The 26,356-nt window shown below is 47.9% G+C and carries 23 protein-coding genes, 12 tRNA genes, 3 rRNA genes and 1 pseudogene; 17 read left to right on the top strand and 22 right to left on the bottom strand.

The genetic code is table 11. The features are described 5' to 3' along the window. Nucleotides 1-31 precede the first annotated feature (31 nt). Complete coding sequence (locus tag LG52_RS14690; RefSeq protein WP_044732487.1) at nt 32-283, top strand: hypothetical protein; 252 nt, start codon at nt 32-34, stop codon at nt 281-283. 193 nt (nt 284-476) lie between these two features. On the opposite strand, the gene LG52_RS14685 is transcribed toward LG52_RS14690, so the two are convergent. Then, nucleotides 477-1,358, bottom strand: a complete 882-nt coding sequence (locus LG52_RS14685) for a thermonuclease family protein (protein WP_044733293.1) — start codon at nt 1,356-1,358, stop codon at nt 477-479. A 267-nt stretch (nt 1,359-1,625) separates the two neighbouring features. On the opposite strand from LG52_RS14685, the pseudogene LG52_RS14680 reads away from it, so the two are divergent. Further along, nucleotides 1,626-2,675, top strand: a pseudogene (locus LG52_RS14680) (DnaD domain-containing protein). Between the two features lie 43 nt (nt 2,676-2,718). On the opposite strand, the gene LG52_RS20655 reads toward LG52_RS14680, so the two are convergent. From LG52_RS20655 to LG52_RS14570, 21 genes are all read right to left on the bottom strand, one after another. Further along, complete coding sequence (locus LG52_RS20655) at nt 2,719-3,141, bottom strand: hypothetical protein (protein WP_052524538.1); 423 nt, start codon at nt 3,139-3,141, stop codon at nt 2,719-2,721. 207 nt (nt 3,142-3,348) lie between these two features. Further along, nucleotides 3,349-3,421: transfer RNA gene (locus tag LG52_RS14670), tRNA-Ala, on the bottom strand. A 202-nt stretch (nt 3,422-3,623) separates the two neighbouring features. Then, nucleotides 3,624-3,983, bottom strand: coding sequence for a PH domain-containing protein (locus LG52_RS14665; RefSeq protein WP_197074553.1), 360 nt, complete (start codon nt 3,981-3,983; stop codon nt 3,624-3,626). Nucleotides 3,984-4,004: 21 nt separating this feature from the next. Continuing rightward, nucleotides 4,005-4,331 carry a nucleoside triphosphate pyrophosphohydrolase family protein gene (locus tag LG52_RS14660; RefSeq protein WP_044732486.1) on the bottom strand — a complete coding sequence of 109 codons (327 nt, stop codon included), beginning with the start codon at nt 4,329-4,331 and terminating at the stop codon, nt 4,005-4,007. Next, the gene (locus LG52_RS14655) at nt 4,331-4,753 is read right to left on the bottom strand and encodes a deoxycytidylate deaminase (protein ID WP_044732485.1); all 423 of its coding nucleotides are present in this window, start codon (nt 4,751-4,753) and stop codon (nt 4,331-4,333) included. The genes LG52_RS14660 and LG52_RS14655 overlap by 1 nt, the downstream gene beginning before the upstream one ends. Then, nucleotides 4,750-5,382 carry a 3'-5' exonuclease gene (locus tag LG52_RS18525; RefSeq protein WP_052524536.1) on the bottom strand — a complete coding sequence of 211 codons (633 nt, stop codon included), beginning with the start codon at nt 5,380-5,382 and terminating at the stop codon, nt 4,750-4,752. Before LG52_RS18525 ends, LG52_RS14655 begins: the two co-directional genes overlap by 4 nt. Beyond that, the gene (locus LG52_RS14640) at nt 5,379-5,978 is read right to left on the bottom strand and encodes a hypothetical protein (protein WP_052524534.1); all 600 of its coding nucleotides are present in this window, start codon (nt 5,976-5,978) and stop codon (nt 5,379-5,381) included. Before LG52_RS14640 ends, LG52_RS18525 begins: the two co-directional genes overlap by 4 nt. Nucleotides 5,979-6,077: 99 nt before the next feature. Continuing rightward, nucleotides 6,078-6,848: an FAD-dependent thymidylate synthase gene (locus LG52_RS14635; protein WP_044732484.1), complete on the bottom strand. Its 771-nt coding sequence runs from the start codon at nt 6,846-6,848 to the stop codon at nt 6,078-6,080. Nucleotides 6,849-7,325: 477 nt separating this feature from the next. Continuing rightward, complete coding sequence (locus LG52_RS19920; protein WP_156135646.1) at nt 7,326-7,490, bottom strand: hypothetical protein; 165 nt, start codon at nt 7,488-7,490, stop codon at nt 7,326-7,328. A gap of 11 nt (nt 7,491-7,501) precedes the next feature. Then, nucleotides 7,502-7,810: a hypothetical protein gene (locus tag LG52_RS14625; RefSeq protein ID WP_044732482.1), complete on the bottom strand. Its 309-nt coding sequence runs from the start codon at nt 7,808-7,810 to the stop codon at nt 7,502-7,504. 119 nt (nt 7,811-7,929) lie between these two features. Further along, nucleotides 7,930-8,121 (bottom strand): hypothetical protein, encoded by a 192-nt coding sequence (locus tag LG52_RS14620; protein WP_044732481.1) that lies wholly within the window; start codon nt 8,119-8,121, stop codon nt 7,930-7,932. A 97-nt stretch (nt 8,122-8,218) separates the two neighbouring features. Next, nucleotides 8,219-8,524 (bottom strand): hypothetical protein, encoded by a 306-nt coding sequence (locus LG52_RS14615; RefSeq protein ID WP_044732480.1) that lies wholly within the window; start codon nt 8,522-8,524, stop codon nt 8,219-8,221. 1 nt (nt 8,525) lies between these two features. After that, complete coding sequence (locus LG52_RS18520) at nt 8,526-9,203, bottom strand: RNA polymerase sigma factor (RefSeq protein WP_052524532.1); 678 nt, start codon at nt 9,201-9,203, stop codon at nt 8,526-8,528. Next, entirely contained in the window at nt 9,200-9,559 is a 360-nt protein-coding gene (locus LG52_RS14605; protein ID WP_044732479.1) for a hypothetical protein, read from the bottom strand. Before LG52_RS14605 ends, LG52_RS18520 begins: the two co-directional genes overlap by 4 nt. 25 nt (nt 9,560-9,584) lie before the next feature. Further along, entirely contained in the window at nt 9,585-10,418 is an 834-nt protein-coding gene (locus LG52_RS14600) for a RecB family exonuclease (protein ID WP_044732478.1), read from the bottom strand. After that, the gene (locus LG52_RS14595; RefSeq protein WP_044732477.1) at nt 10,415-13,501 is read right to left on the bottom strand and encodes a DNA polymerase III subunit alpha; all 3,087 of its coding nucleotides are present in this window, start codon (nt 13,499-13,501) and stop codon (nt 10,415-10,417) included. Before LG52_RS14595 ends, LG52_RS14600 begins: the two co-directional genes overlap by 4 nt. Before the next feature lie 17 nt (nt 13,502-13,518). After that, complete coding sequence (locus LG52_RS14590) at nt 13,519-13,827, bottom strand: sigma-70 family RNA polymerase sigma factor (RefSeq protein ID WP_052524530.1); 309 nt, start codon at nt 13,825-13,827, stop codon at nt 13,519-13,521. Between the two features lie 85 nt (nt 13,828-13,912). Next, nucleotides 13,913-14,257, bottom strand: a complete 345-nt coding sequence (locus LG52_RS14585; RefSeq protein ID WP_044732476.1) for a hypothetical protein — start codon at nt 14,255-14,257, stop codon at nt 13,913-13,915. A gap of 123 nt (nt 14,258-14,380) precedes the next feature. After that, nucleotides 14,381-16,918 carry an adenosylcobalamin-dependent ribonucleoside-diphosphate reductase gene (locus LG52_RS14580; protein ID WP_052524528.1) on the bottom strand — a complete coding sequence of 846 codons (2,538 nt, stop codon included), beginning with the start codon at nt 16,916-16,918 and terminating at the stop codon, nt 14,381-14,383. A 14-nt stretch (nt 16,919-16,932) separates the two neighbouring features. Continuing rightward, nucleotides 16,933-17,442: a toprim domain-containing protein gene (locus LG52_RS14575; RefSeq protein ID WP_052524444.1), complete on the bottom strand. Its 510-nt coding sequence runs from the start codon at nt 17,440-17,442 to the stop codon at nt 16,933-16,935. A 331-nt stretch (nt 17,443-17,773) separates the two neighbouring features. Next, nucleotides 17,774-18,964 (bottom strand): ISL3 family transposase, encoded by a 1,191-nt coding sequence (locus LG52_RS14570; RefSeq protein ID WP_044730357.1) that lies wholly within the window; start codon nt 18,962-18,964, stop codon nt 17,774-17,776. A 398-nt stretch (nt 18,965-19,362) separates the two neighbouring features. On the opposite strand from LG52_RS14570, the gene LG52_RS14565 reads away from it, so the two are divergent. The 15 genes from LG52_RS14565 (at nt 19,363) to LG52_RS19910 (ending at nt 26,356) form a co-directional block, all read left to right on the top strand. After that, nucleotides 19,363-19,437: transfer RNA gene (locus tag LG52_RS14565), tRNA-Asn, on the top strand. Nucleotides 19,438-19,442: 5 nt separating this feature from the next. After that, a tRNA-Ser gene (locus LG52_RS14560) sits at nt 19,443-19,535 on the top strand. Nucleotides 19,536-19,551: 16 nt separating this feature from the next. After that, a tRNA-Glu gene (locus LG52_RS14555) sits at nt 19,552-19,623 on the top strand. 30 nt (nt 19,624-19,653) lie between these two features. Then, nucleotides 19,654-19,729, top strand: a tRNA-Asp gene (locus tag LG52_RS14550). Nucleotides 19,730-19,743: 14 nt separating this feature from the next. Further along, a tRNA-Gln gene (locus LG52_RS14545) sits at nt 19,744-19,818 on the top strand. A 283-nt stretch (nt 19,819-20,101) separates the two neighbouring features. After that, nucleotides 20,102-20,177, top strand: a tRNA-Lys gene (locus LG52_RS14540). Between the two features lie 5 nt (nt 20,178-20,182). Then, nucleotides 20,183-20,264, top strand: a tRNA-Leu gene (locus LG52_RS14535). Between the two features lie 15 nt (nt 20,265-20,279). Continuing rightward, nucleotides 20,280-20,362 (top strand) — tRNA-Leu (locus LG52_RS14530). Between the two features lie 76 nt (nt 20,363-20,438). Beyond that, a tRNA-Arg gene (locus LG52_RS14525) sits at nt 20,439-20,517 on the top strand. Nucleotides 20,518-20,521: 4 nt separating this feature from the next. After that, nucleotides 20,522-20,595 (top strand) — tRNA-Pro (locus LG52_RS14520). A 19-nt stretch (nt 20,596-20,614) separates the two neighbouring features. After that, a tRNA-Gly gene (locus LG52_RS14515) sits at nt 20,615-20,688 on the top strand. A gap of 104 nt (nt 20,689-20,792) precedes the next feature. Continuing rightward, nucleotides 20,793-22,351: ribosomal RNA gene (locus LG52_RS14510) — 16S ribosomal RNA — on the top strand. 622 nt (nt 22,352-22,973) lie between these two features. Continuing rightward, nucleotides 22,974-25,902: ribosomal RNA gene (locus tag LG52_RS14500) — 23S ribosomal RNA — on the top strand. A gap of 107 nt (nt 25,903-26,009) precedes the next feature. Next, nucleotides 26,010-26,126: ribosomal RNA gene (rrf, locus tag LG52_RS14495) — 5S ribosomal RNA — on the top strand. The 16S, 23S and 5S rRNA genes sit together here with 11 tRNA genes alongside, the layout of an rRNA operon. A 20-nt stretch (nt 26,127-26,146) precedes the next feature. Beyond that, nucleotides 26,147-26,356, top strand: coding sequence for a hypothetical protein (locus LG52_RS19910; RefSeq protein ID WP_044736491.1), 210 nt, complete (start codon nt 26,147-26,149; stop codon nt 26,354-26,356).

The following is a 26,356-nucleotide window of genomic DNA, read 5'->3' as shown; positions in this document are numbered from 1 at the left end:
GTAATGAGGATGAACGGAAAGAGGGAAGGATATGAACGTCATGCCGATTCGGCTGTTTACGATCCAAGACGGGGAAGGATTTGTCGCTGACGCGTTTCAATGCCCGGTGACCGGCAATTTGATTTACAAATCGTCCGGCACGCCGTCCGTTGTCGCATACGCCGACTTGACCGATGAACAAATCATGCGCCTCGAGAAGTACGGATTTCGGCGGCTCGATTCGGCGCCGGCGCGGATGGAAAGCGGCGCGGATGGCATTGAAGAGCTGCTGCCGAGGCAATGAGGGAGAAAGAAAACGAGGTGAAAGCGTTGAAGAAAAGGCCTGCCTGATGGGGACAGGCTTTTTCTTTTCGCCAGAAGGCTGATTCGCTCGATTTGCGAGAAATCGCAAGGGATGAAACTGTGGCGCTGCAAGGTTTCTCAATTTGAAAAACATTGTTGCAAAGCCCGATATTCGTTCCATCACCGGCCGTTGATCATTTCAATTGGCGGATGAGCCAATAGAGCGCGGCGGCCGCCGCTAAGCCAAGCAGCGTATAAAGAACCGAACGGCCGGATCGTTCGGGCGGCGTTTTGTTCTCCAAAGCCGGCGGGTGATCGGTCTTGGCCGTCTTTTCCCCAGTCTGCGGCCGCATTTCCGTCCCTGCCCCCTCCCTCTCTCCAGCGGCGTGCCTGCCGTACATGCCCGCTCCGGTTCGTTTCGCCTCCTCGTACGCCTTGCGGACGCGTGCTTCGTATTTGTATGTGCCATAATCGTAAAAGTCCTCAACAAGCCCGGCTTTGGCGAGGTCTTCTTGCAGCAGGCGCTTGCCGACCCACACCCAGGCGAGCAGCCGTTGATATTTATCAAACAACGTGTCTCCGTCGGTCTCAAGCGTAATGTTCCCTTGATGGAGGCGGGAACACGTAAACCGGCTCGCTTCTTTCCCATACGGTTCGACTTGGATCGTGCTCTCCGGCGTATCGATAAACAAAAATCGCGTCGTATACACGTGCCCGTTTACGCGGAATTTCGCCGTATCGCCGTCGATGCACTCGACAAGCTCAGCCGGGTAGGTGCGGCCAAGGCGCAACGTAGAACGATCTTCCTTCTTCCCCAGCGTATGGCCGTCCAGGTCAATTCGGTCTGGGGTGAGATTGCGCTTGCACTTCTCATTGCCGTTGTATTGCTGAATAAGCCGGACAAGCTCTTGTTTCGTTTTCGCCTGCTTCGCCAGCGCAGTCGGCTCATGGAGCAAATACACGCAGTCGCCGTTCCGAAAGTGCCCGCCCAACTCATCAAGCTCGCCAGGGTGGGCAAAAGCGGAAATTGGGAACATCAACAGCAAACAAAACAAGAGCATGACCATTCGTGTCAAAAACGATCCCTCCACTCGAAAAAGCGTTTCGTCCTCGCACACCGTCCCTCTCAAACAAGAACGAAGCAGCCGCGATGATGGTTTTCAACGCATCGTCGCGCATTTTATGCCGATTTTTGCTGTTTTTCCATGCGAAATGAAGTCTACATGGCGGTTATCGCGTTCTTAGGCCGTTTGCTTTCGTTCACGATAAAGTTTATCAAAAAAGTGAAACGATGAGGAACTATTTCCTCGATAGAGGATGTTGGAGGAGGGAGAGAGGATGGCATGGCCGCCTTGCTTTTGGATGATCAACTGCTGATCGTTTTGCCCAAACTGGCTATGGCGATCGGGTTGAACGAAAGCATCGTCGTGCAGCAGCTGCATTACTGGCTCGAGAAAAGTGAAAACATCCATGACGGCTATAAGTGGGTGTACAACACGTATGCAGACTGGCAGCAACAATTTCCGTTCTGGTCGGAAAGCACGATTCGCCGGATCATTCTTAAAATGGAAAAAATGGGGATCATCGTCGCGGCGAATTTCAACCGTTCTAAGATCGACAAAACGAAATGGTATCGGATCAACTATGACAAACTGGCTGAATGGACGCAAGAAACGCTGGTCGGGCAAGATGAACAGACGATCGTTCAAGATGACGTTTCGATGCTTCAAGATGGCGCTTTGATGGTTCAAGATGGGGTTTCGACGGTTCAACATGAGCAGACGACGGGCGGCATCGCCGATCCATCTGTTCAAAATGAGCAGTCCAGCTGTTCAAACTGGCCAGTCGAGCCGCTCAATTTGACCACATCCATACCAGAGAATACTTCAGAGATGACGTCAGAGATGAAAAAAGAAGACGAAGAAGACGCGCGCGTGCGCACATACAAGGAGATCGTTCGCTTCTATGAGGAGAACGGATTTGGGGTGATCGGCGATTATTTGTGGGAAAAGATCAACGTGTGGGTGGACGAGACGTCCGAAGAGCTGGTCTTGGAAGCATTGAAAATCGCGGTGTAAAACGGCGCAAAGCGGTGGGTGTACGTCGAAACGATTTTGCGCGGCTGGACGGAAAAAGGGTATCGCACCGTGGACCAAGTGCGCGCCGCACGGTTGGCGTTTCGGGAACAGCGGCTAAAGCAGCGATCATCTCTGTCTTCATCCGATGGCGGCAGAACGATGCGCAAACCGATCCGCACCGAGATCGTGCCAGATTGGCTGAAGATGGATTACAGCCAGCCGGAAGACGACGATTTTGACATCGAGCAAGCGCGTCGAGAGCTTGAGGAGAGGTTGAAAAAATACAAAGACCATCCAGACGGAGCATCTCCGTGAGGATGGCATGAACATCTAAGCCGGGCTGGACGAGAAGCGGGGCCTACTTGATCCGTTTCAGTTCAGCTTCGTGTTGAATGGAGCGGGCGGACAGCAAATCGATAATGCGCTGCTGGTTTTCTTGAATTTCCTCTAACCGTTTGATGGAATCGGAGGCGTCCAGAACAGCCCGCTTGATGAGAGGAAGGTCAGCCACATCTTCTTTTGTCGCCATGTTGTTTTCCACTTGATCCAACCTCTCGTTAAGCTGATGAATCTCGCGGTCGAGCCGTTGGTTGAGGTGGTCAAATTTTCCGTTGAGCTGGTGGATCTCATGGTCAAGTCGCTGGTTGAGCTGGTCAAACTTTTCGTTAAGCTGATGAGTCTCGCGGCCGAGCTGTTGGTTGAGGTGGTCAAGTCCTTGAACGAGCTTTTCTTTAAGCTGATGAAACTGATTCAAAATTTGTTTGAGCAACTGCTCACTCATGATTGTTCCATCCTTTCCAATCATACTAACAAAATGTGGGAGTTTATTGGAAGTGTTGATGAGCTGGAGAACCGGCGTCCTTGTTCGAGGGAAAAGGCAGGAAGGCTTGCGCACAGTCAAATTGATGCATAGTGGATAAATCAACACTTGTGATATGCATCCGACTTTGTTTGAAAGAAAACCCTTGCTGCGCAAGGGTTTTGCGAATGGAGCATACCGGGCTCGAACCGGTGGCCTTCGCGCTGCCAGCACGACGCTCTCCCAACTGAGCTAATGCCCCATAGAGCCTCAAGGGTTTGACCCCTATTGAGCGCATATCAGTAAATTTTCACACTATTTACTGTACTGCGCTCAGTGGAATTTGTCAAGTAGCTCTGTGCAAGAAATCCACCAAAAAGTTAAACTCCAAAAGTAGCTCACTCCTGCACTGCGCTCACTTTTGAGAAAAATAAAAAAGCTGACTCATACGAGCCAGCTCACGCTTAAACAACTTTTTGAATAGCATTTCTTGTATATTTTAAAAATGTGTCAATATCTCCTTGTTGAATCCACTTCATGGAGACCTTGTTTCCAGAAGCATAGAAGGTAATTGTATGTCCAAGGAATTTTTTAGAGACTTCTATGGAGCTAATATTTGAGTAAGGGAAGGTCTCGAGGTCATAACCAAAAGTACGCTTTGCATAAAACACAATACGCTTGTTTGTTGCCAAGAATATGCCATTTCTTATTGCTTTTTCTCCAAGAGTTGTGCTCTCATAAACTCCCATGACAGTGGCAATTACTTCCTCGTCATCGTCGAGGTGTTCTTGAGCTTTTAATTTTAGCTTTTCAATCTTTTTCACTTTTGAGTCCTCCCTTTTCATTTATACCTTTCTATTTATGCTATCTTTCTCGCTGAATCCGTTTGGGTAACGCTTATTGAGCTTCATTATGTTGGAAATATATACTATTTCATCTGAAATATTATAATGTTTTTTCAAATGTTGCAAGTACCATTCTAAATCTCCAAGCTCTTTTATAAGCTCGTCTCTGTCGAGCTCGTGTCCATGGAAAATAACCCTTTTGAGTGTATCAACAATCTCGCCAGCTTCTCCAGTTATACCCATAGCCAGCATAGCGAGCTTTTCTTTCTCGGAAAGGGAAGGGTTCATAGTTCTCTCAATAGCTTTTCTATATTGTACGCTGTCCATTATATCGTCACCTTTCTTAGTTTTATTCCAGACCGTTCAATGAGGTAGAGAGCATATTCATCGTTTCTGTAATCGTTGAGGTAGACAATCTCACGAATGCCAACGGTCACAAGGCTTTTCGTACAATGCAAACAAGGAAAATGAGTAACATATATACTGGCTCCATTTACATTGACTCCATGCTTAGCACATTGAAGAATGGCGTTTTGCTCAGCGTGAATTGTTCTAATACAATGACCGTCCCTCATGAGACAGCCTTCGTCAATACAATGCACTTCCCCACTGGCTGAGCCATTGTAACCAGTTGCTAGGACGTTTTTGTTTTTAACAATGACAGCTCCGACTTTAAGACGTTGACAAGTGGCTCTCTCAGAAGCAAGGAGAGCCATTCTCAAGAAATACTCGTCAAAGCTCATTCTCATTGTTTTTCCTCCTTGAGAGCAAACTTTTGAGTAAAGTCTAAGACGGTTGCGTTCTCTGGGACAAAGACCAAGTTTCGCTCTGGAGTTTGCACAATCTTATTGAGGAAGAACATCATAGCTTCCAGCCCATGGCGTTCGGTTTGAGCTTTGAGCACTTTTAAAGTCATCATTACATCATCAAGAGCTCTGTGTGTTTGTTCCTGCTCGCCATAATAACGAGCGTAAGTGTTTTTGAGAGAACAACCGAGGTGAGGGTTTGTAAGAAACTCAATAGTGCGAGTACAGAAGAAATACTTAGGGGCAATATTGAAGTGGTACCAGAGGAAACCAAGGTCAAAATTTGCGTTGTGAGCTACAACAACGTCAATTTCTGGGTCAAGAATGTCATCGAGAATGGCTTTTACCTCCTCGAGGCTCATACCTTTTGAGTTGAGCTCCTCCTCTGTGAGTCCTGTTAGCTCTGTAATGAAAGGAGGGAGGCTAACTCCTTGAGGTAGCTTAATTTGTAATGAGTAAACTTTTTCTGCTCCTGTGTCTCCATCATATTTATAAATACCCACCTCAATAGGGTAGTCCTCACGAGGGTTCAACCCAGTCGTTTCAAAGTCAATGGCAACAAGGTTCATCATTTTCTCAACCCCTTTTCTTGAATTTTGTAAATCAGAGAGACAACTTCTCGCTTGAGGTCATCTAAAGAGCCATCATTGTGAATCACATAGTCAACCTTGAAAGTGTCAATGTGTTGCTCTGTCTCAGCGTTGAGAATTTCCTGCGAGACGGTCTCTCCCAGAGCGAGCATTCTCTGGACTCTGAGCTCCTCGGGAGCCTCAATACGGACAACAACAAAGCCAGCATTTCTAACAGCTTCATACTCGTTAGGTTGTCTCACGTCTGTTACAATGAAAGTAGGGACTCTCAAGCCAGCTCGAGAGAGTTCCTCGGAGCGTCTTTCCATGTATCCCATAGCTTTGTCAACCCAGACATTCTCGTAAATAGCTCTCATGTTTTGACCGTATTTTTGGAGGAGTCCTATTGGCTTTGGCTCTCTTGGTATGTTTGGAAAGGTCTCGAAAAAGTGTTTCTTCATGAAGTCGCCAAAAGCGACTCGCTCAACGTCAAAGCCCATCGACTCAATAATTTTGTAAACCTCGTCTTTTCCAGCTCTCATTTTAGCTGTGAGGGCAATATTAGGAAGGGGTTTAAAAAACTCGTCTAAACTTAGCAACCTTACCCTCTCCTTTCCGTTTCTCTGGAATTTTCACGCCGAGCCAGTTTGTGTGTACCATTTTTCGAGGTTGGTTGTTGTAGCGAGCTTTTTTATTCTTCATTGTTCGCCCTCCTTTTCAGCTTTGTCAGCCATTTTCACCAACTCGTTAATGGAAACTGGGAAGTGTTCAATAACAAGGTCATAAACAGCTCGAGCATACATTTGAAACTCTTTTTGAGCGTCATGAGCTAGTCGTTGGTTAAGCATATGAGCAACCCCTTGGAGTGACGCTGACCAATACCAGCGAACATAGAGACCATAAGCCGCAAGGAATAAACGAGCTTGCTCAGCGCAAACCCCATTGTGTAATGCTTGCTCGTATAAGTCCTCACCCAGTTTGACATAGTTAATTAATTGCTTTGTTAGCTGTTGACCTAGCTTAATGTCTACTGGCTCGCCAGAGCCTTGCTTTTTGTTCTCTGGGGCACTTCTCCATTCATGAGGTTGAACTATATAAAACTGTGGAATTTCAGTTACATAACGTCTCGAGCTTTCGTTCCAAGCTGTAAATGGGTCTCTAAAGAAGTCATCACCAGAGTGGTCACTTCCTACAATGTATTTCCACCACTGGCGAGCAACCATTAGAGGAGCATATATTTCAAAGGTCACAAAAGCGTGACGGAAAGGAGAAGTATGACCATGTTTTGCAAGGAAGCGAATGAGTTTTTTATCTCGCTCAGAAAACTCATAGCTCTTTTTGTCATAAGACACACGAGCTGAGTTTACTGTTGTGAGGTCACGTCCAGTAATAGCCTCTAAGCGAACATATCCTTTATCAAGCACTTTAATAATTGGAGTCTCGACTTGTTTTCCGTTAATGTTAGCCATTTTATCGCCCTCCTCAGTCAATGTAGAGTATTTCTTCGTCTATGGTTTCTGGGTTGTTGACTACTTCATTGAGAAACTCAGTGAGGAAGCCAGAGCAAGCATAGAAACCTTGTTTTGAGTATTTTATAATCCGTCTCAAGGAAGGAATGGCGTAGGTTATTTTGTGAATGGCTAGACGCTTTCTCGACAAGTCCCATAGAGAGTATTTACCGCAATATAAGTCAACTCCGTCATATGCAAACTGGCAAATAGTGAAGTCAAAGCTGTCAAGCAACTCAATGACATTTTCATAAAAGTCAATCGTTATGAGTTGTAACTTGAAAGTTTCGTCAAGGTTAGGGCTGTAATATTCGTAAGTCTCTTGGTGGTCTGTTTTTCCTTCCAGTGTAGCTCCCAAAGCAACCAGCTCGTTTTTAAACCACTCAAATACCTCTCGAGAGCGAAAGAAAAAGTCAATGTCAGTGTTTAAGGCTTCTCCTAGTATGGTTTTCTTATCGCTCCTCCAGCAATCCAGACACCTTCGTCAATAATGTCTGGAAGCTCCTCGAGGAGAGAGAAAAGTGTGTGAGTTTCCTCTGGGTTAGGGTTGTAACGACCGAGAAACTCAACAAAGTTAAACTTTTGAATGTCCAATCTATCCATATAACAACCTCCTAGAAAAGTTTTTTACTAATCTTGCCAAGCTCAATGGCTAACACGTCATCTCCAAGTTCAGTGGCTTTGTTTTGTAGGTCTATAATCATGTTGACAATGTCGTCAATGACTTCGTAAATGCTGTTGAGCTCGCTGACATATCTGCCAAAGCCACCTCTGCCTTGTAACTCGTCAGCAATCATAGCGACACGCTCCGCAACACTCAGCTTTTCTTTTACACTTTCGACTGCATTCACCATATGATAGGGGAGTGTTTGAGGTTCTTCGTGGAGTTTTCCATTACAACGAGGGCAAGGACATTCCATCATAAGTTATCAACCTCCTTAATGTTATAATGATGTCTGAGAGTGACTAGTCAGAGCTCACGTCATAACCAGCCACTCTGGAGTAGGTCTTACCTATATATTACTATGGTAATACCAAGGTGTCAAGAATAAATTTGAACAAATCCTCTGAGAAGTAATACAGAGAGCAAAATGAACAAGTAGCAAAATGCCACAAGGGCTGGAAGCTCACTCGCTTCCATTTTTCCCTCCTTGAGGAATATCAAACCTCCAATAAGCGTAAGACCGACATACCACAAAGAAAGTAGAGTAAAAATAACCAAAACAATTCCCATTATCGTTTTACCCCCTTTAGAGTTCTCAAAAAGTCTTTAAACACCTCTGGAAGGTTATATATACAAATCGCAAGGACAATAATTTGAATAAAGTTCATCATGGTAAATCAATTTTCCCCCTTCCTTTGCACTTGTAACAGGTCATATATACTTTGTCATCAAGAAAGACAACCTCAATAAGTCTGTGTCCCTTGCACACTGGACACGTGGCTTTTACCTTTTTCTTTTGTTCTTTATCTGGGGCTCTGGAGTTGTCTCCAACGAAAGGCTCATACATACCACAACGAGCCTCCTCGAGGGTATTTACCCAGCGTTTGCCTCCAAACAGCTCCTCAGCCTTGAGGCAACGGACTTTATTTCCTCGAGCTTCCAGAGCAAACCGACAACCCCAGCAATTGACCATGCTATTCTCCTCCTAATAAGTTTCTTAGCTTCTCGAGGGCTCTGTGCTTATTGACCTTCACAAAGTTCACACTGCAACCTAGTTCTTTAGCAATCTCCCTGTGGCTGTATCCTTTTAACACTGAGAGGGTAAGTATCTGACGCTGTACCTTTGTTAGTTTATTAAAGGCTTGGTAGAGTCTAATGTGCTTGGCTGAGGTGTTGTTTTCTTCTTCGAGGAATATGTTTTGCTCGTAGGAATTTAAGAGGGTTTTGTCGAAAGGGGAGTCAATGACTTTGCTTTTATCTTCTAGGAGGTCTGCAAAGTAACGGTTGTAAAAACGCTGGTGGAGGGTGGCTCGAATGAAATGCTCAAAGGGTTTGCCATATGAAGGGTCAAACTCCTCTATGAGTTTAAAAAACTGGTAAAGTAGCTCTTGAAACATGTCTTCATAGTCTTGGTAGTTGAGGTTTAGCTTGCCCTTGACCATCCTTCCTCGGTGAGGTGGCTTAGTAGGGTTGTGTAAAATGTGGGAGAAAACATCGAGGTAGCTTTCTGCCAGTTGCATTCCTGCCTCCTCGTTGCCATTCAAGTAAGCGTTAATGAGAGCGAGGTCTCTATTGTTGTCATGCTCTTGCTTGAAAACACCTTTCCAAGCTCGTCTCTGCAAAAGTTGTATGCGGTTCAATGGTAAAGTCATCTTGCGTCAACCCCTTTGTTGTATAGTTCTCCAGCTTGCTTAATCACTAACTTATCAGTCCACCCTTTGTGGTCAGTCCATACCCAAAGTTCCAACTGAGTCTCTCGGGGAAGTACCTTGGCGAGCTCCCTGCATTTCTCTAGGTCTTCTTTGTAAGCTGTCTCGGGGTTCAATTTTTCCTTGGTTCGTTTAGCTTGAACAAAGAGGACATATGAGAGAGGAGCGACCGCTACAACGTCAAAGACCCCATGAGAGCCAGCCGAGCGAGTAGCTCCGAAAAAGCCAGCGTTAGTCAGCTCTTTTTTTATACGGTACTCAAGCTCTCTCCCTCGTTTGTAGTTCTTGTTTTTGCTCAACGGTATCACCTCACTTTTACTGTGGTCATACATTAAGCCAGCCGAGTTGAGAGCTGTCAAAAGGCTTGCAAGCTCCACTTTGGTAATGACTGCATAGTTTGCAACGGAAAGAGTCTGGGACTTTGTGAAAGTCTTGCTCCTCAGTAATCTTTTTGACAACCTCACGAATGGTCATAATCGTATCTGAGACGGAAAACTCGACGACTGGCTCACGTTGGTTTGTGAATCTATAAATTCCGTCTCCAATGTGTATGGCTGTTTGAAACTTGTTAGGGACTGGGTGGAAGAATTGGAGGGCTTTTGGGTAGGCTCCAAACTCAGCAAACACTTGAGAGGCGTAAAATCCAAGCTGAATGTCGTTTTTAAGGTATTCCTTTGACTTAGGGCTTGCTCCAGTTTTGTAGTCGGTTATAATCCAGCTTGAGGGGTCATTGGGGTCTCCGTCAATACGGTCAATGAAGGACTTGGCAGGAGGAAGTCCCTCGGCTATCTCGCCAAAAAATTGGCGCTCTACAAAGATAGGAGGGGAGTTGCGGTATGCTTCAAAGTAGTTCTTTATAGCTTCTGCTCCTTTTTTATACATTTTCAGCCAGTCCTCTTTGTCGCTGAAATACTTCTTGTCTATTTGAAAGTATTTCTTGTTAAATATCCGTATGGCTTCTTTCTCTGGCATTGACTTTCCTTCTATCAGTTGTCGCCCTTGTTCCTCAAAAATCTCATGAAGGAGGGAGCCTAGCTCGGTGTATTTATTGGAGATAGGAGTGAAGTCTCCAGAATAGTAAGTTAGCCAAAATTCGTGGGGACAATTGAGGTAGGTGTTTATCTGAGTGTAGCTTATATATGGCAAAGCGTACTTCATACAATCAACTCCTTGAGTTTATTTGCGAGTAGCTTGTCACCATCTTTTCGCCCTTCAATCATCACAAACAAGCCTTCTTTACAAAGGTCTTTGTATTTCTTGAAGGTGCTGGCGAATACAACCACCTCACGAATGCCCTCCAGAGTTTCCACTGAGAGGAATGCCATGCGGTTTTGGTTCTTATCGAGGAAGGTTTTGACCTTCGTAATTTTGCCTCCAATGAGGACGTTTTTAGCTCCGTCTGACCATTCCTCCCACTTGCGGAAGTTAAACTTTTCTAGTGGGTGAGATGTGAGGTAAATTCCTATGAGCTCCTTCTCAAGCTCGGCTTTTATAGTGTCGTTCCATTCCATTTGTTTGGCTTTCTCAATCTCTGACTTTTTCTCTCCCTTGAGTTCGAGGTACTTTACATAAATATCCTTGCGAGTGAGCTCTGGGTAAAGGCTGTCAAATGCTCCAGCGAAAATGAGAGGTTTCATAGCTCGTTTGTTGACAACCCTCAAGTCACACTTTTCCATGACTTCCTCGAGGGAGTTGAAAGGTCGTTTGCTCAAAAGCTCGTCAACTGCTTTGTCGCCAACTCCGTTAATCGTTCCGAGAGGAAAGACAATTTTTCCACCATGAGCTGTGAATAACTTCTCGGACTTGTTCACATCTGGAGGTTGCACATCAAAGCCAGCTTGCTTAATCTCTCCAAAAATCTGAGCGACCTTTTCTTGTTCTCCCATTTTCACGCTCATAATAGCCGCCATCCAGTGCTCTGGGTAGTGTACCTCAAGCCAGCCAGTGAGGTAGGTAAGCATTGAGTAAGCAACTCCATGGCTCTTATTGAAGCCATAACCCATGTAACGGACAATTCTATCCCATATTTCATTCATGCTCTTTTCGTCATATCCACGAGCCTTAGAGTCAGCGAGAAACTTAGGGCGCAACTCCTCGAGTTGCTCTGGGGTCATCTTGCGGAGTTTGTCTCCATATCCATAATCCCAGCCAGCAAAGTGGTGAACTAACTGCATAACATGCTCTTGGTAGGTAATAATTCCATAAGTCTCGCCAGTAATGGCTTTCTCCTCTGGGTGGGAGTAGTATTCTTCCTCCTCGCCATTCTTAATGCGAGCATATCTCCAAGTGTCACCACTTGCCAACGCTGGTGGACGATAGAGGGCGTTAATCGCCACAATGTGCTCAAACTTTGTAGGTTTGACAGCTTTACAGAGTTGTTGCATACCACTCGAGTTGAGCTGGAAAAGGTTTTGCGTTTTCCCACTCGCTATGAGTTCATACACTTTAGGGTCATTGGGGTTGCGTACTATCTCGTTAGTGTCAATCTTAATGCCATATTCACGCTCAATAGACTTGACCGCCAAGCCGACCATAGTGAGTGTTTTTAAGCCAAGGAAGTCGAATTTTACCCCTCCGAGTTGCTCAATGTCGTCTTTATCCCATTGAACAATGCGCTCGTCATCTGTTCCGAAAATAGGGAAGTAGTCTGTTATGTCTGTCGGAGTTATCAAAACTCCTCCAGCGTGTTTACCTAGTTTATCAACGACAAATTCAAACTTTTCAGCGACCTCAAAGACTTCTTTCAGCTCAACCATTTTGCCATCGTTGCGCTTGACTTTCTTGTTTTTCAGCGCTTTAAGTTGAGGGTTAAGCTGGTAGGCTTCCTCAATGGTTTTAGCGTGGTCGTCAATCATGTTGGTAATCTCTTGAGCTTTGGCGAAAGGTACATCATAGACCATAAGAGCGTTTTTGAATGCTTGCTTTGCGGTCATTCGTCCATAGTTAGCAATCTGAGCAACTCGCTCCTTGCCATATTTCTGTTTGAGGTAGTCAATCACCTCGTAGCGTCTTGTATCCTCAATATCAGTGTCTATGTCTGGCATTTTCTGACGAGTCACGTCAAGGAAGCGCTCAAAGAATAAGCCATGTTTAATAGGGTCAACCTCGGTAATATCCAACAAGTAAGCCACTAGCGAGCCAGCTCCAGAGCCTCGACCTTTTCCGACCTCAATACCTCGACTCTTGGCAAATTTTATAGCGTCTGAGACAATGAGGAAATAATCTTGGTAGCCTTTTTCACGAATAACCTTGAGCTCGTATTGCAATCGCTCAACGTATTGCTTTGTGACTGGCTTGACTTTGCGCTTGAGACCTTCTTTAACCATCTCGCCAAGGAGTTTGTCTTTGTCAGTACCCTCTGGGAGAGGAAACTCTGGGAGAAGGTCTCTTTCTTTCTTGAGCTCAAAGTTTACCTTGTCTACAATCTTGCCAGTATTGTTCATAGCTTGAATAATGACCTCTGGCTCAATGCCTTGCTTTTTGAGGTTAATGTAGACCTCTTTGCCATGTTGCAAGTAGTACGTTGGCTCTCCGTCATACTTTGGAGTGTCCTCTGTGAGCATTCTTTTGCCACGTCCAAGACATAACATGGCTTGGTGAGCTTTAGCGTCTGACTTGTCAACATAGTGAGCGTCACATGTTGCAACCAACTCAATGCCAAGCTCCTTGCTCATTTTAATGAGCTCTTTATTGACAATCTCCTGAGCTGGTATAGTGTTCGGCTGTATCTCGAGGTAGAAGTCTTCTCCGAAAATGGCTTGGAATTTCTCTGCAACTTGTCTGGCTTCTCGGAGCTCTCCTTGGAGAATGAGTTGAGGAATCCAGCCAGCAAGACACGAGCTCGTAAGAATTAAGCCTTGTTTGTGTTTCATTAGGAGCTCCATGTCAATACGTGGCTTGTTGTAAAATCCAGTCATAAAAGCCTCGGAGGAGAGCTTCATGAGGTTTTTCCAGCCTTGCTCGTTCTTTGCTATAATAATCTGGTGGTAGTGTTTGGAGGGCTTTTGGCGACCTTCTGGAGCGAGGTAGCCCTCCATGCCAGCTATTGGCTTAATTCCATGCTTTTGAGCTTCTCGGAAAAGCTCTGGAATACCATGGAGGACTCCATGGTCAGTGAGTGCTATGGCTCGCTGTCCGTTCTCCTTGGCTCGTTGTACCATGAGGTCAATGCGAGAGTGAGCGTCTCGTTTGGAGAAACATGAGTGGCTGTGTATGTGGTTGAAGTCAATTTTTATAGCCAACCTTACCAGCTCCTTTCTCAGTCGTTGTGTCTGCCAAGAGGGTAGAAGGTAGGCTTTCTCATGGAGAGGGCTCCTTGAATACCGTATTGCTTCACGAGGAATGCGTAATCTTTAGTAAATCGCTTGAGACCGTAATAGTTCATATACCGTCTAATTGTGCGTTGCTCGCAACCAAGCAGCTCAGCCATTTCAACAGTTGACATGCCTTCAACATAGTACAGACAAGCCAACACGAAAGGGTTTTTATAGGAGAAACTGAAAACGTCAGCCTCGCTGAGTCGTTTTGCAAATTCCTCTGGGGAAATGACAACGTTGTGCTTGCTCATGGTATCAGTCTCCTTTCTGAGGGTTGTTTAGAGAGGAAAAATGGGGAGGTGGGGTCTCAGTATGACCCCAGTAATAACTATGGGTCTAATTAAGCGAAGCAAACATTTCAATAATATCCTCAATATCTTCTTTGAAATAATCCTCAAGAGCAATAACAGCTCGGTTGTTTAACTCGTGAATAACAATAGGTGAGTAATCTCTGGAGAGTAAGACCTCATTGACTGCTCCAACAATGTCTTGAGCTAGTTTGACATATTGAACAAGGTCAAAAACGTTGTCCATTAAAGGTCTAACCATTTCAAGTGACAACTCTAGCGAGTGAGCCACTCCATCAGCAACACGTTGACGAATCTCGTCTCGAGGAATACCTTGCATAGTCATTTCCTCAATGTGTTGGGAAACTTCCATTTTAACAGCTTGCAAGCTCATGAAATCAACCCCTTTTCATTAGTTTTTTAATACCTTGGTAATACCATAATAATACTGACTAAAATGATTGTCAAGGGTTTTTGATAAAAAAAATTAAAGGGGAGCTAAAATAACTCCCCTTATTTAGTTGCATTTAGAATAACCGCAAGCATAGCATTTATAGCAACCTTCCTCGTAAACCATTGGAGCTCCACAAACGCAAAGGTCTTTGCCTTGTACTTTGACTTGTTGAGCTTCTTGAGGTTTGTGCATTTCAAGCTCACGCTGGAAGGCGAGGGCAATAGCGTCTGGAATAGAGCTGACTCGGTTTGCTCCAAAGCCATAAGGGTTAGAGCCAACAATGCCTCGGAGCTGTTTAATTATTTGCTCCTCAGTTATGTCGCTATGTTGCAACATGAGGGAGAGTAAACGACCATATCCCTCAAGAGTTGCCAGCGTATCAGAGCCAGCTTTGCCAATGTTGAAGAAGACTTCTCGGAGTTTACCTTCTTGGTCTCTGTTGAAAGTCACATACAAACGACCATAAGAAGTGTCAATTCTATGAGTGCGACCTTCTAAGACACTGCCACGCTCAAACTCTTTGTGTTCTTCTTTGGCTTCGTTTGTTTTGTCTGTTCCGAGCACTTGTTGGTCACGAGAGCCGTCTACATAGACAGTGAAGCCCTTCAAGCCAATATCATAAGCGTACTCAATGAGGTCTGAAACATCTTCGACAGTCGTCTCACGAGGGGCGTTAATCGTTTTGCTAATCGAGGAATCACACCAGCGCTGAGCAACTGCTTGGAAATCGAGGTGTTGTTTTGGAGTATAGTCTTGAGCGAATTTGAGTTTAGAAGTGTCTAAGCCTTTCTCCTCGAGTCGTTTAATGACTGGAGCTTTTTGGACTGTTAAGCCAATACGAGAGTTGCGCCAGAACTCTCTTGCATAGAAAGGCTCAATTCCAGTAGAAGTCTGAGCAAGTGTCCCAGTTGTGCCAGTTGGAGCTTGTGTTATGAGTGTAACGTTGCGAATACCATATTTTTTAATGCCTTCAATGACCTCTGGGTGCTTCTCAGCCATAAACTTCATAAAGCCAGACTGCAAATACTTTTCAGCGTCGAAAGCTGGGAAAGTTCCTTTTTCTTTAGCGAGCTCAATGGAAGTTTTGTATGCTGTGACAGTAATGAGCTCAAAAATTTCCTCAGCTCGTTTGCGTCCTTCCTCAGTTCCATAGTCTAGCCCCTCGAGCTTGAGAAGCTCGTCAATACCCATTGTTCCAAGTCCTAAACGACGCTCTGCTTTTTGGTTCTTTTCGTTTTCTTCAAAGAAGTAAGGAGTTGCTTCAATCACGTTGTCAAGAGCTCGAGTGAGTATCTTTACAGTATACTCAATTGCTTTGAGGTCAGCTTCAAAGCGTTTTTTCTTCTCATTCCATTTGACATGTTTTGCGAGGTTAATATGACCGAGGTTGCAAACTCCCCATGCTGGCAAACCTTGCTCTCCACAAGGGTTAGTTGCAATAATTGGGTTGTAATACCACGAGTTAGACATGTAATTGTATCTGTCAATAAATACAACCCCCGGCTCAGCGCTTTCACGCTGACAGAGAGAAATGAGCTTCATAAGGTCTTTTGCTCTAACTCGAGCATGAACTCTCAGAGGGAGACCTGTTTGAGCTTGAAACTTCCAAGGGTCTCCAATCAAATGCCATTTTTCGTCGTATATTTTCATTTGCTCTGGAGTGTAGTTTGCCACATCTGGGAAAACAAGCTCCCATTCTTCGTCATTTTTGTATGCTTGTATGAATTTGTCAGACATAAGGACGGAAATGTTAGCTCCTGTGAGTCGTTGGTTGCCATATTCACCAAACTTAATGAGTTGTTTTTCGCCATTTATCTCAATCTCACACTCGAGAGGTTTTTGAACTTTTGCTGTAATAAACTCAATTATGTCTGGGTGCCAGTCTGCCAGCATAATCATCTGCGCGCCGCGTCTGGTTCCACCTTGTTCCACTAGGTGAGTCAACTGGCTCAAGTCATTTAACCAAGAAACTGCGCCAGAGCTCCGACCTCGTACTTTGTGGACTTTTGTTTTAGCTGGTCTTAGAGTCGAGCCGTTTGTACCGACTCCACCACCTCGAGACATAATCTCCATGACAATCTCTCTGTGTTTTGCAATACCGCCACGAGAGTCATGAATTGGAGGGGCAACATAACAGTTGAAATATGTTAGCTCCTCGTCAGTTCCAGCTCCAGCGAGAATGCGACCACCAAAGAGAATTTGTTCCATGGCGAGGCGCTCTATTTCTTTCTCGAGCCATTTTTCTCCTCCAGAGAGGGCTTTTGCAACTCGTTTTTTGAGGTCAGTAACGCTCTTTTCGAGTAAAACGTCAACTGCTCGACGGTCAAGAGTGAATTGTTTTCCTCGGTCTTCTCCACCTGTGAATAGTGTGACAGTGACTTTTTCCGTCTCTGGGTCGTAATCGTCAACAATAGCGACCTCTTTGACCACCTTAATATTGCCATTTTCGCCAACAACTTGGAACTCAACAACTACAACGTCATCACGAGTAGGAGTCTTTTCTGGGTCTTTCAAGAGGTAACGGTCAGCAATAATTTTAAGCGAGAAGCTGTCCTCCTCGCTCAGTGGTTTTTGTAAGTTCTCACGAGTAATTTTCATCATGCTACATCAACCTCCTACAATCGCTCTTTTTCTTTGCCATATTTGTCATACCACTCGTGGACTAGAAGCCTTGTATTGTAAGCCTCGAGGAGCTCCTCGCAAGTACAGTCGCAAGGGTCTTTCCCCTCGGGGAGATTTAACACTGTAATGTCAAACTTGTATTTGAGTCGCTCAATCATTTTTCTTGTTCCATTTCTTCCTGCTGGGTCATTATCAAGTCCAATCACGAGTTGAGTCACTCCAGCCTTATAGAGTTCTTGCTCGTGTTCTTCTGTGAAGAAGGTTCCAATAGGGGTACAAACATGCTTGAGACCGCAATCCCATGCTCGGACGCAATCGAAAACTCCCTCGACGACTATGACCTCATTTTTGGCTCTTACCTCCTCGAGGTTGCGACCTAAGCCAGTGAGTATCCAACCAGTATGCAAGTTTCTTGGACGGTGCATCCATTTGTTTGGCATATCATCTTTGAGTCTCCGTCCAGTGACTCCAACGAGTCGCTTTTCAATGTCCTCTATTGGCATGACAACTCTGTTAGCGAGCTCTCCATCAAGACAGACTCGGAGTTTCCAGTGTTCAATAGCCTCTGGTGAGAAGCCTCTATATTCTTTGACCTTTGCCAGTTTTGCCTTGAACTTGAAAGGAGGGAGTTTCGTTTGTTTATTGGGGTCTTCACCATTTTCTGTGATTTCTACTCAATCCTAGAGACATGTTAGCTGGATGAAATAGGTTCATCAGTCAGGATCCTTCTTCCGCATACAGACCACGAAGTTGGTAGAATGGAAACAGTCAAGTGCTTTCCTTGACGGGTTCCATTCTACCAACTATCATACCGATAGCGGAAGAAGGGAGCGCTTAAGCAGCCTGACTGCCTGTAGTGTTCCCTGTACACTCCAGAAATACACGCAAACGAAACCGTTCTAGATTTCGATAGCCATATGCCCGGCGTTTGATGTTTTTGATCTTGTGATTCGTCCCCTCAATTCGGGCATTCGTATATGGGCACAAAAAGTAGGAAAGAATAGGCTCCTTCCACCTTTCAAGCGTGTTGGCTGCTTTCTGAAAAGAAGCAAAAGGGCTCTGTTTGGCTAACTGAATCCATTCTTCCAAGCGTTCCTTTGCTTCATGATATCCATCGGTTCGGTAAAAATCCCGAAACAACTCTTTCAGATAATAAGCAATGGAAAGTGCCGGATACTCCTCCAAGATATCGTCTAATCGAAGCCGTTGGTCCTTACGAAGCTTTTCACAGCCTTTCAAGAGAAGATATCGAGCCTTTTTCAATGGAGAAAATTCCTTTCTTGCTTGATCCAAGGCTTGTGTCACTTTTTGAACCACATGGTACTTATCGATGACAATCGAAGCAGATGGAAACAGGGCGCGAACCGCCTTATGATAAGGTTCCCACATGTCAAGAATCACCGTTTGGACCATTTCTTTCGACAGGATATTTTGGCTCAACAAGTTGATGGCGGAGTCACATTGGCGATCGGCATGCATTCCCATGACCGATCCGGCTCTGGCATCCATCAATACAGTTTCATACTGTTGTCCCTTTTTTACAGCGATTTCATCTAAACTAAGCACCATTCCTTCTTGAGAAGATGCTTCTATCGCTGTTTGACGCTCTTTTGCTTTTTTCGATGCGATGGAGTAATAAATGCGTTCCAATGTTGTATATGGGATGCGGTGCTTTCGGCTAACCTCTTGAATGGTGGAGCCTTCGCAAAGTTCATACAAGTACTCACAAAATCGATTGGTGTAGTGTTGATTGGGTGGAATCGATTCCAAAGAGGCGGAAAACACTTGAGAACAATTCCAGCACCGATAGCGCTTTACCTTTATGAACAAGTACACCGGTTGATGGAAAATCGCCAAATCCCGTACTTTTCTTGTCCGTCTGTCGTGGACAGAGGAAGTGGCAAACCCACAATGAGGGCAACGTTCCTGTGTCTCTGTTTTCTCTACATGAATCGCATAACCATAGGAAAGAAGTTCTTGTTTAATCACTTTAAATTCTGGCAATCCTAGTGGTATAGAAAGCACTTACGAGACCTCCTTAATGTTTATTTCACCGCTAACATTATTGCCAGGATCTCGTCAGTGCTTTCTCTTTTTTGTCACTAAATCACAAAATTTGGTGATGAACCGCAAAAAAAGGTTGACAATCAAGATGATCGTGTGCTAAATTATAAAAGCCGTCGCTAAACGGCGGAAAACTGCAGAGCAAGTTGCGGGAAAACGTATTGACAAACGACAAGTTGCTCAATATAATAAACAATGTCGATTGTCAAACATCATTCCGCAACAGCTCAGCGACGAGCTTCGCATCTTCGGATTCGCTACGAGTTGCCTCGACGCATTTTGCTTCTTTGAGTTAGCTAGTAGAGGAAGAGGCGGCGAGTACACTAGGAAGATGTACGTGGCGTATATTTTTTCATCATTCCGCAATAGCTCAGCGGTAGAGCAACCGGCTGTTAACCGGTAGGTCGTAGGTTCGAATCCTACTTGCGGAGCCATTTCTGGAGAAGTACCCAAGTGGCTGAAGGGGACGGTTTGCTAAACCGTTAGGTCGTGGCTTTACGGCGCGCGGGTTCAAATCCCGCCTTCTCCGCCACTTTCGATTTATACGTGGCCCGTTGGTCAAGTGGTTAAGACACCGCCCTTTCACGGCGGTAACACGGGTTCGAATCCCGTACGGGTCACTGACAGCGGGGGGATTCCCCGCGGGTTGCGGTCCCGTAGTGTAGTGGTTAACACGCCTGCCTGTCACGCAGGAGATCGCGGGTTCGAGTCCCGTCGGGACCGCCATTGCACTAAATCGCTGGGCCATAGCCAAGCGGTAAGGCAACGGACTTTGACTCCGTGATGCGCTGGTTCGAATCCAGCTGGCCCAGCCATTTTTTATGTGTTACATACATGGGGCATTAGCTCAGTAACGAGTAATGCATCGTCGAATATGCTTCGAGTTGGCTCGACGCACATAGCTTCTTTGAACTCTCTAGTAGAGGAGGCAGGTAGAGCGAATCATCGCTTAGAGTGTTATTGAACTCGTGAGCCATTAGCTCAGTAACGAGCGATATATCTTCGAGTTCGCTTCGATTTGTCCCGATGCATACGACTTCCTTGAAGGGGCTGGCAGAGGAAGGGACGTCGTAGGTTGTGAGTGTATACTTAAACTATGAGCCATTAGCTCAGTAGGTAGAGCATCTGACTTTTAATCAGAGGGTCGGAGGTTCGAGTCCTCCATGGCTCACCATATTAGCGGGTGTGGCGGAATTGGCAGACGCACCAGACTTAGGATCTGGCGCCTCACGGCGTGGGGGTTCAAGTCCCTCCACCCGCACTGATTAGTCAATATGCGGTCGTGGCGGAATGGCAGACGCGCTAGGTTGAGGGCCTAGTGGGGGCGACCCCGTGGAGGTTCAAGTCCTCTCGACCGCATTTTTTAGATAAACTATTGACAGCAACACAGTGAGTTGCTAAAATGAAATCCGTCTCTTTGGTGCAATAATGTATTGCGCTCGTAGCTCAATTGGATAGAGCATCTGACTACGGATCAGAAGGTTAGGGGTTCGAATCCTCTCGAGAGCGCGCCATCATCGGGAAGTAGCTCAGCTTGGTAGAGCACATGGTTTGGGACCATGGGGTCGCAGGTTCAAATCCTGTCTTCCCGATTTTGTTACTAAATATTATGCGGGTGTAGTTTAGTGGTAAAACCTCAGCCTTCCAAGCTGATGTCGTGGGTTCGATTCCCATCACCCGCTCCATGAAGAGTCCATAGAATTATTTCGTTCCTTGAAAACTGAACGAAACGAAGCGCGAATGCCACGGTGCTTTTGGCGTCTGTGGCGTGAAATTAGCCAATCAACTTTCTTTGGAGAGTTTGATCCTGGCTCAGGACGAACGCTGGCGGCGTGCCTAATACATGCAAGTCGAGCGGACCGAATGGGAGCTTGCTCTTGTTCGGTCAGCGGCGGACGGGTGAGTAACACGTGGGCAACCTGCCCGCAAGACCGGGATAACTCCGGGAAACCGGAGCTAATACCGGATAACACCGAAGACCGCATGGTCTTGGGTTGAAAGGCGGCGCAAGCTGCCACTTGCGGATGGGCCCGCGGCGCATTAGCTAGTTGGTGAGGTAACGGCTCACCAAGGCGACGATGCGTAGCCGGCCTGAGAGGGTGACCGGCCACACTGGGACTGAGACACGGCCCAGACTCCTACGGGAGGCAGCAGTAGGGAATCTTCCGCAATGGGCGAAAGCCTGACGGAGCGACGCCGCGTGAGCGAAGAAGGCCTTCGGGTCGTAAAGCTCTGTTGTGAGGGACGAAGGAGCGCCGTTCGAAGAGGGCGGCGCGGTGACGGTACCTCACGAGGAAGCCCCGGCTAACTACGTGCCAGCAGCCGCGGTAATACGTAGGGGGCGAGCGTTGTCCGGAATTATTGGGCGTAAAGCGCGCGCAGGCGGTTCCTTAAGTCTGATGTGAAAGCCCACGGCTCAACCGTGGAGGGTCATTGGAAACTGGGGGACTTGAGTGCAGGAGAGGGGAGCGGAATTCCACGTGTAGCGGTGAAATGCGTAGAGATGTGGAGGAACACCAGTGGCGAAGGCGGCTCTCTGGCCTGCAACTGACGCTGAGGCGCGAAAGCGTGGGGAGCAAACAGGATTAGATACCCTGGTAGTCCACGCCGTAAACGATGAGTGCTAAGTGTTAGAGGGGTCACACCCTTTAGTGCTGCAGCTAACGCGATAAGCACTCCGCCTGGGGAGTACGGCCGCAAGGCTGAAACTCAAAGGAATTGACGGGGGCCCGCACAAGCGGTGGAGCATGTGGTTTAATTCGAAGCAACGCGAAGAACCTTACCAGGTCTTGACATCCCCTGACAACCCAAGAGATTGGGCGTTCCCCCTTCGGGGGGGACAGGGTGACAGGTGGTGCATGGTTGTCGTCAGCTCGTGTCGTGAGATGTTGGGTTAAGTCCCGCAACGAGCGCAACCCTCGCCTCTAGTTGCCAGCATTCGGTTGGGCACTCTAGAGGGACTGCCGGCGACAAGTCGGAGGAAGGTGGGGATGACGTCAAATCATCATGCCCCTTATGACCTGGGCTACACACGTGCTACAATGGGCGGTACAAAGGGCTGCGAACCCGCGAGGGGGAGCGAATCCCAAAAAGCCGCTCTCAGTTCGGATTGCAGGCTGCAACTCGCCTGCATGAAGCCGGAATCGCTAGTAATCGCGGATCAGCATGCCGCGGTGAATACGTTCCCGGGCCTTGTACACACCGCCCGTCACACCACGAGAGCTTGCAACACCCGAAGTCGGTGAGGCAACCCGTTTCGGGAGCCAGCCGCCGAAGGTGGGGCAAGTGATTGGGGTGAAGTCGTAACAAGGTAGCCGTACCGGAAGGTGCGGCTGGATCACCTCCTTTCTAAGGACGAAAAGCGGAAGCGCCGCGATCGGCTCTCGAAGCCAAATGTTCTTCACCGAGAGGGGTGCTTGCACCCCGAGGGGGAAGGTTATTTGGCAGAAGAGAGCCAGGCGCTGGAGCTAGACACGGGTCGTTATTCAACGCACAACGCGCTTTCGTTTCGTTCAGTTTTGAGGGAACGAGTCATGTTCTCTCAAATGTTTGGCGTCTGCGTCTACAAGCGGATTCGGAGAAGCCGAATTCCTCGACGCAAGACTGCAAAGAAGCTGTTTCAACGTAGTTGCTTTGCGCCTGTGCCTGCGTCTGCGAGCAGGTTCAGAGAAGTGGGGTTCCTCGGCACAAGACTGCAGAGAAGCAAATTCAAGAAGCAGTCTCGTTTGCGTCTGCGTCTACAAGTGGATTCGGAGAAGCCGAATTCCTCGACGCAAACCAGCGAAGAAGCGAATTCAAAGGAGCTACTTCGTTCCTTGAAAACTAGATAACCGGAAAAGCGGAGGCGAGCGTTTCGCCGCGACGGGCAAATGTTCTTCGTCTACAGGGATTTCTAATCCCGAAGGCGAAGGTTATTTGACCCCGAGCGGCGGCGAGCCGAAGCTAGACAGGAAGAAGCCGAGACGCTTTAGGTTAAGCTGGAAAGGGCGCACGGTGGATGCCTTGGCACTAGGAGCCGATGAAGGACGGGGCAAACGCCGAAACGCTTCGGGGAGCTGTAAGCAAGCGTAGATCCGGAGATGTCCGAATGGGGGAACCCACTGTCCGTAATGGGGCAGTATCCATGCCTGAATCCATAGGGCATGGAGGGCACACCCGGGGAACTGAAACATCTTAGTACCCGGAGGAGAAGAAAGCAAATGCGATTCCCTGAGTAGCGGCGAGCGAAACGGGAACAGCCCAAACCAAGAGGCATGTCCTTTTGGGGTTGTAGGACCGCTCACAATGGGAGTGAGAAAGGAACGGGGTAGACGAACCGGTCTGGAACGGCCGGCCGGAGAAGGTGAGAGCCCTGTAGTCGAAACTTCGTTCCCTCCCGAGCGGATCCTGAGTACGGCGGGACACGGGGAATCCCGTCGGAAGCAGGGAGGACCATCTCCCAAGGCTAAATACTCCCTAGTGACCGATAGTGCACCAGTACCGTGAGGGAAAGGTGAAAAGCACCCCGGGAGGGGAGTGAAAGAGAACCTGAAACCGTGTGCCTACAAGTAGTCAGAGCCCGTTGATGGGTGATGGCGTGCCTTTTGTAGAATGAACCGGCGAGTGACGATGGCGTGCGAGGTTAAGCCGAAGAGGCGGAGCCGCAGCGAAAGCGAGTCTGAAGAGGGCGTCAAGTACGTCGTCGTCGACCCGAAACCAGGTGATCTACCCATGTCCAGGGTGAAGGCCGGGTAACACCGGCTGGAGGCCCGAACCCACGCACGTTGAAAAGTGCGGGGATGAGGTGTGGGTAGGGGTGAAATGCCAATCGAACTTGGAGATAGCTGGTTCTCCCCGAAATAGCTTTAGGGCTAGCCTCGGGTTTAAGAGTCTTGGAGGTAGAGCACTGATTGGGCTAGGGGCCCAAACCGGGTTACCGAACCCAGTCAAACTCCGAATGCCAACGACTTATGCCCGGGAGTCAGACTGCGAGTGATAAGATCCGTGGTCGAGAGGGGAACAGCCCAGACCGCCAGCTAAGGCCCCGAAGTGCACGTTCAGTGGAAAAGGATGTGGAGTTGCCAAGACAACCAGGATGTTGGCTTAGAAGCAGCCACCATTGAAAGAGTGCGTAATAGCTCACTGGTCGAGTGGCTCTGCGCCGAAAATGTACCGGGGCTAAACGTGCCGCCGAAGCTGCGGGATGACCGTTGGTCATCGGTAGGGGAGCGTTCTAAGGGCAGAGAAGCCAGACCGGAAGGACTGGTGGAGCGCTTAGAAGTGAGAATGCCGGTATGAGTAGCGAAAACAGAGGTGAGAATCCTCTGCGCCGAAAGCCTAAGGGTTCCTGAGGAAGGTTCGTCCGCTCAGGGTTAGTCGGGACCTAAGCCGAGGCCGAAAGGCGTAGGTGATGGACAACAGGTGGAGATTCCTGTACCACCTTCTTCCCGTTTGAGCGATGGGGGGACGCAGGAGGATAGGGCGAGCAGGCGGCTGGAAGAGCCTGTCCAAGCCGTGAGGCTGATCCGCAGGCAAATCCGCGGATCGCAAGGCCAAGCGGTGACGGCGACGGAGCATTCCGGAAGTCCCTGATTCCACACTGCCAAGAAAAGCCTCTAGCGAGGGAAGAGGTGCCCGTACCGCAAACCGACACAGGTAGGCGAGGAGAGAATCCTAAGGCGCGCGGGAGAACTCTCGTTAAGGAACTCGGCAAAATGACCCCGTAACTTCGGGAGAAGGGGTGCTCTTTCGGGTGAAGAGCCTGGAGGAGCCGCAGTGAAAAGGCCCAAGCGACTGTTTATCAAAAACACAGGTCTCTGCGAAGCCGAAAGGCGACGTATAGGGGCTGACACCTGCCCGGTGCTGGAAGGTTAAGGGGAGCGCTTAGCGGAAGCGAAGGTGCGAACCGAAGCCCCAGTAAACGGCGGCCGTAACTATAACGGTCCTAAGGTAGCGAAATTCCTTGTCGGGTAAGTTCCGACCCGCACGAAAGGTGTAACGACTTGGGCGCTGTCTCAACGAGAGACCCGGTGAAATTATACTACCTGTGAAGATGCAGGTTACCCGCGACAGGACGGAAAGACCCCGTGGAGCTTTACTGCAGCCTGGTATGGAATTTTGGTATCGCTTGTACAGGATAGGTGGGAGCCTGGGAAGCCGGAGCGCCAGCTTCGGTGGAGGCGGCGGTGGGATACCACCCTGGCGGTATTGAAATTCTAACCCGCACCCCTTAGCGGGGTGGGAGACAGTGTCAGGCGGGCAGTTTGACTGGGGCGGTCGCCTCCCAAAAGGTAACGGAGGCGCCCAAAGGTTCCCTCAGAATGGTTGGAAATCATTCGGAGAGTGCAAAGGCACAAGGGAGCTTGACTGCGAGACGGACAGGTCGAGCAGGGACGAAAGTCGGGCTTAGTGATCCGGTGGTTCCGCATGGAAGGGCCATCGCTCAACGGATAAAAGCTACCCCGGGGATAACAGGCTGATCTCCCCCAAGAGTCCACATCGACGGGGAGGTTTGGCACCTCGATGTCGGCTCATCGCATCCTGGGGCTGTAGTCGGTCCCAAGGGTTGGGCTGTTCGCCCATTAAAGCGGTACGCGAGCTGGGTTCAGAACGTCGTGAGACAGTTCGGTCCCTATCCGTCGCGGGCGGAGGAAATTTGAGAGGAGCTGTCCTTAGTACGAGAGGACCGGGATGGACGCACCGCTGGTGTACCAGTTGTCCCGCCAGGGGCACCGCTGGGTAGCTATGTGCGGACGGGATAAGCGCTGAAAGCATCTAAGCGTGAAGCCCCCCTCAAGATGAGATTTCCCACCGCGTGAAGCGGGTAAGATCCCTCGAAGATGACGAGGTGGATAGGTCCGAGGTGGAAGCGTGGCGACACGTGGAGCTGACGGATACTAATCGATCGAGGGCTTGACCTATGAGCGGCTTCTTCCGACGGTTGTCTAGTTTTGAAGGAATGAACATCCTGTTGACAAATTCAACAGGATGGATATAAGAAGGATTGTCCATAAGTTGATGATCATTGCCTAGTGGCTATGGCGGAGGGGAAACACCCGTTCCCATCCCGAACACGGAAGTTAAGCCCTCCAGCGCCGATGGTAGTTGGGGCCAGCGCCCCTGCAAGAGTAGGTCGCTGCTAGGCTATTTATTCACCAGGGAGTCATGCACGCCTCATTCCCTTTTTCTTTTTTAGGGGCGATTGCGCAACAGGGCGATCTGCCAGCGAGCCAAAAGGCTGCGCGGGGTCGTCCTTTTTGTTTTGCCTTTTTCCTTATGTCTATTTTTGGTTTTGAAAGTGGCGGCAAGATGTTCGGATATGATACAATTTCAAAAGCAAGAGCGAAGATGATAAAGTGGGATAAGGTGGAATAA

This window comes from Geobacillus kaustophilus (genome assembly GCF_000948285.1).
Lineage (GTDB): Bacteria > Bacillota > Bacilli > Bacillales > Anoxybacillaceae > Geobacillus > Geobacillus thermoleovorans_A.
The sequence above is the reverse complement of the archived record's forward strand: the minus strand, read 5'-3'. Positions and strand labels throughout refer to the sequence as shown.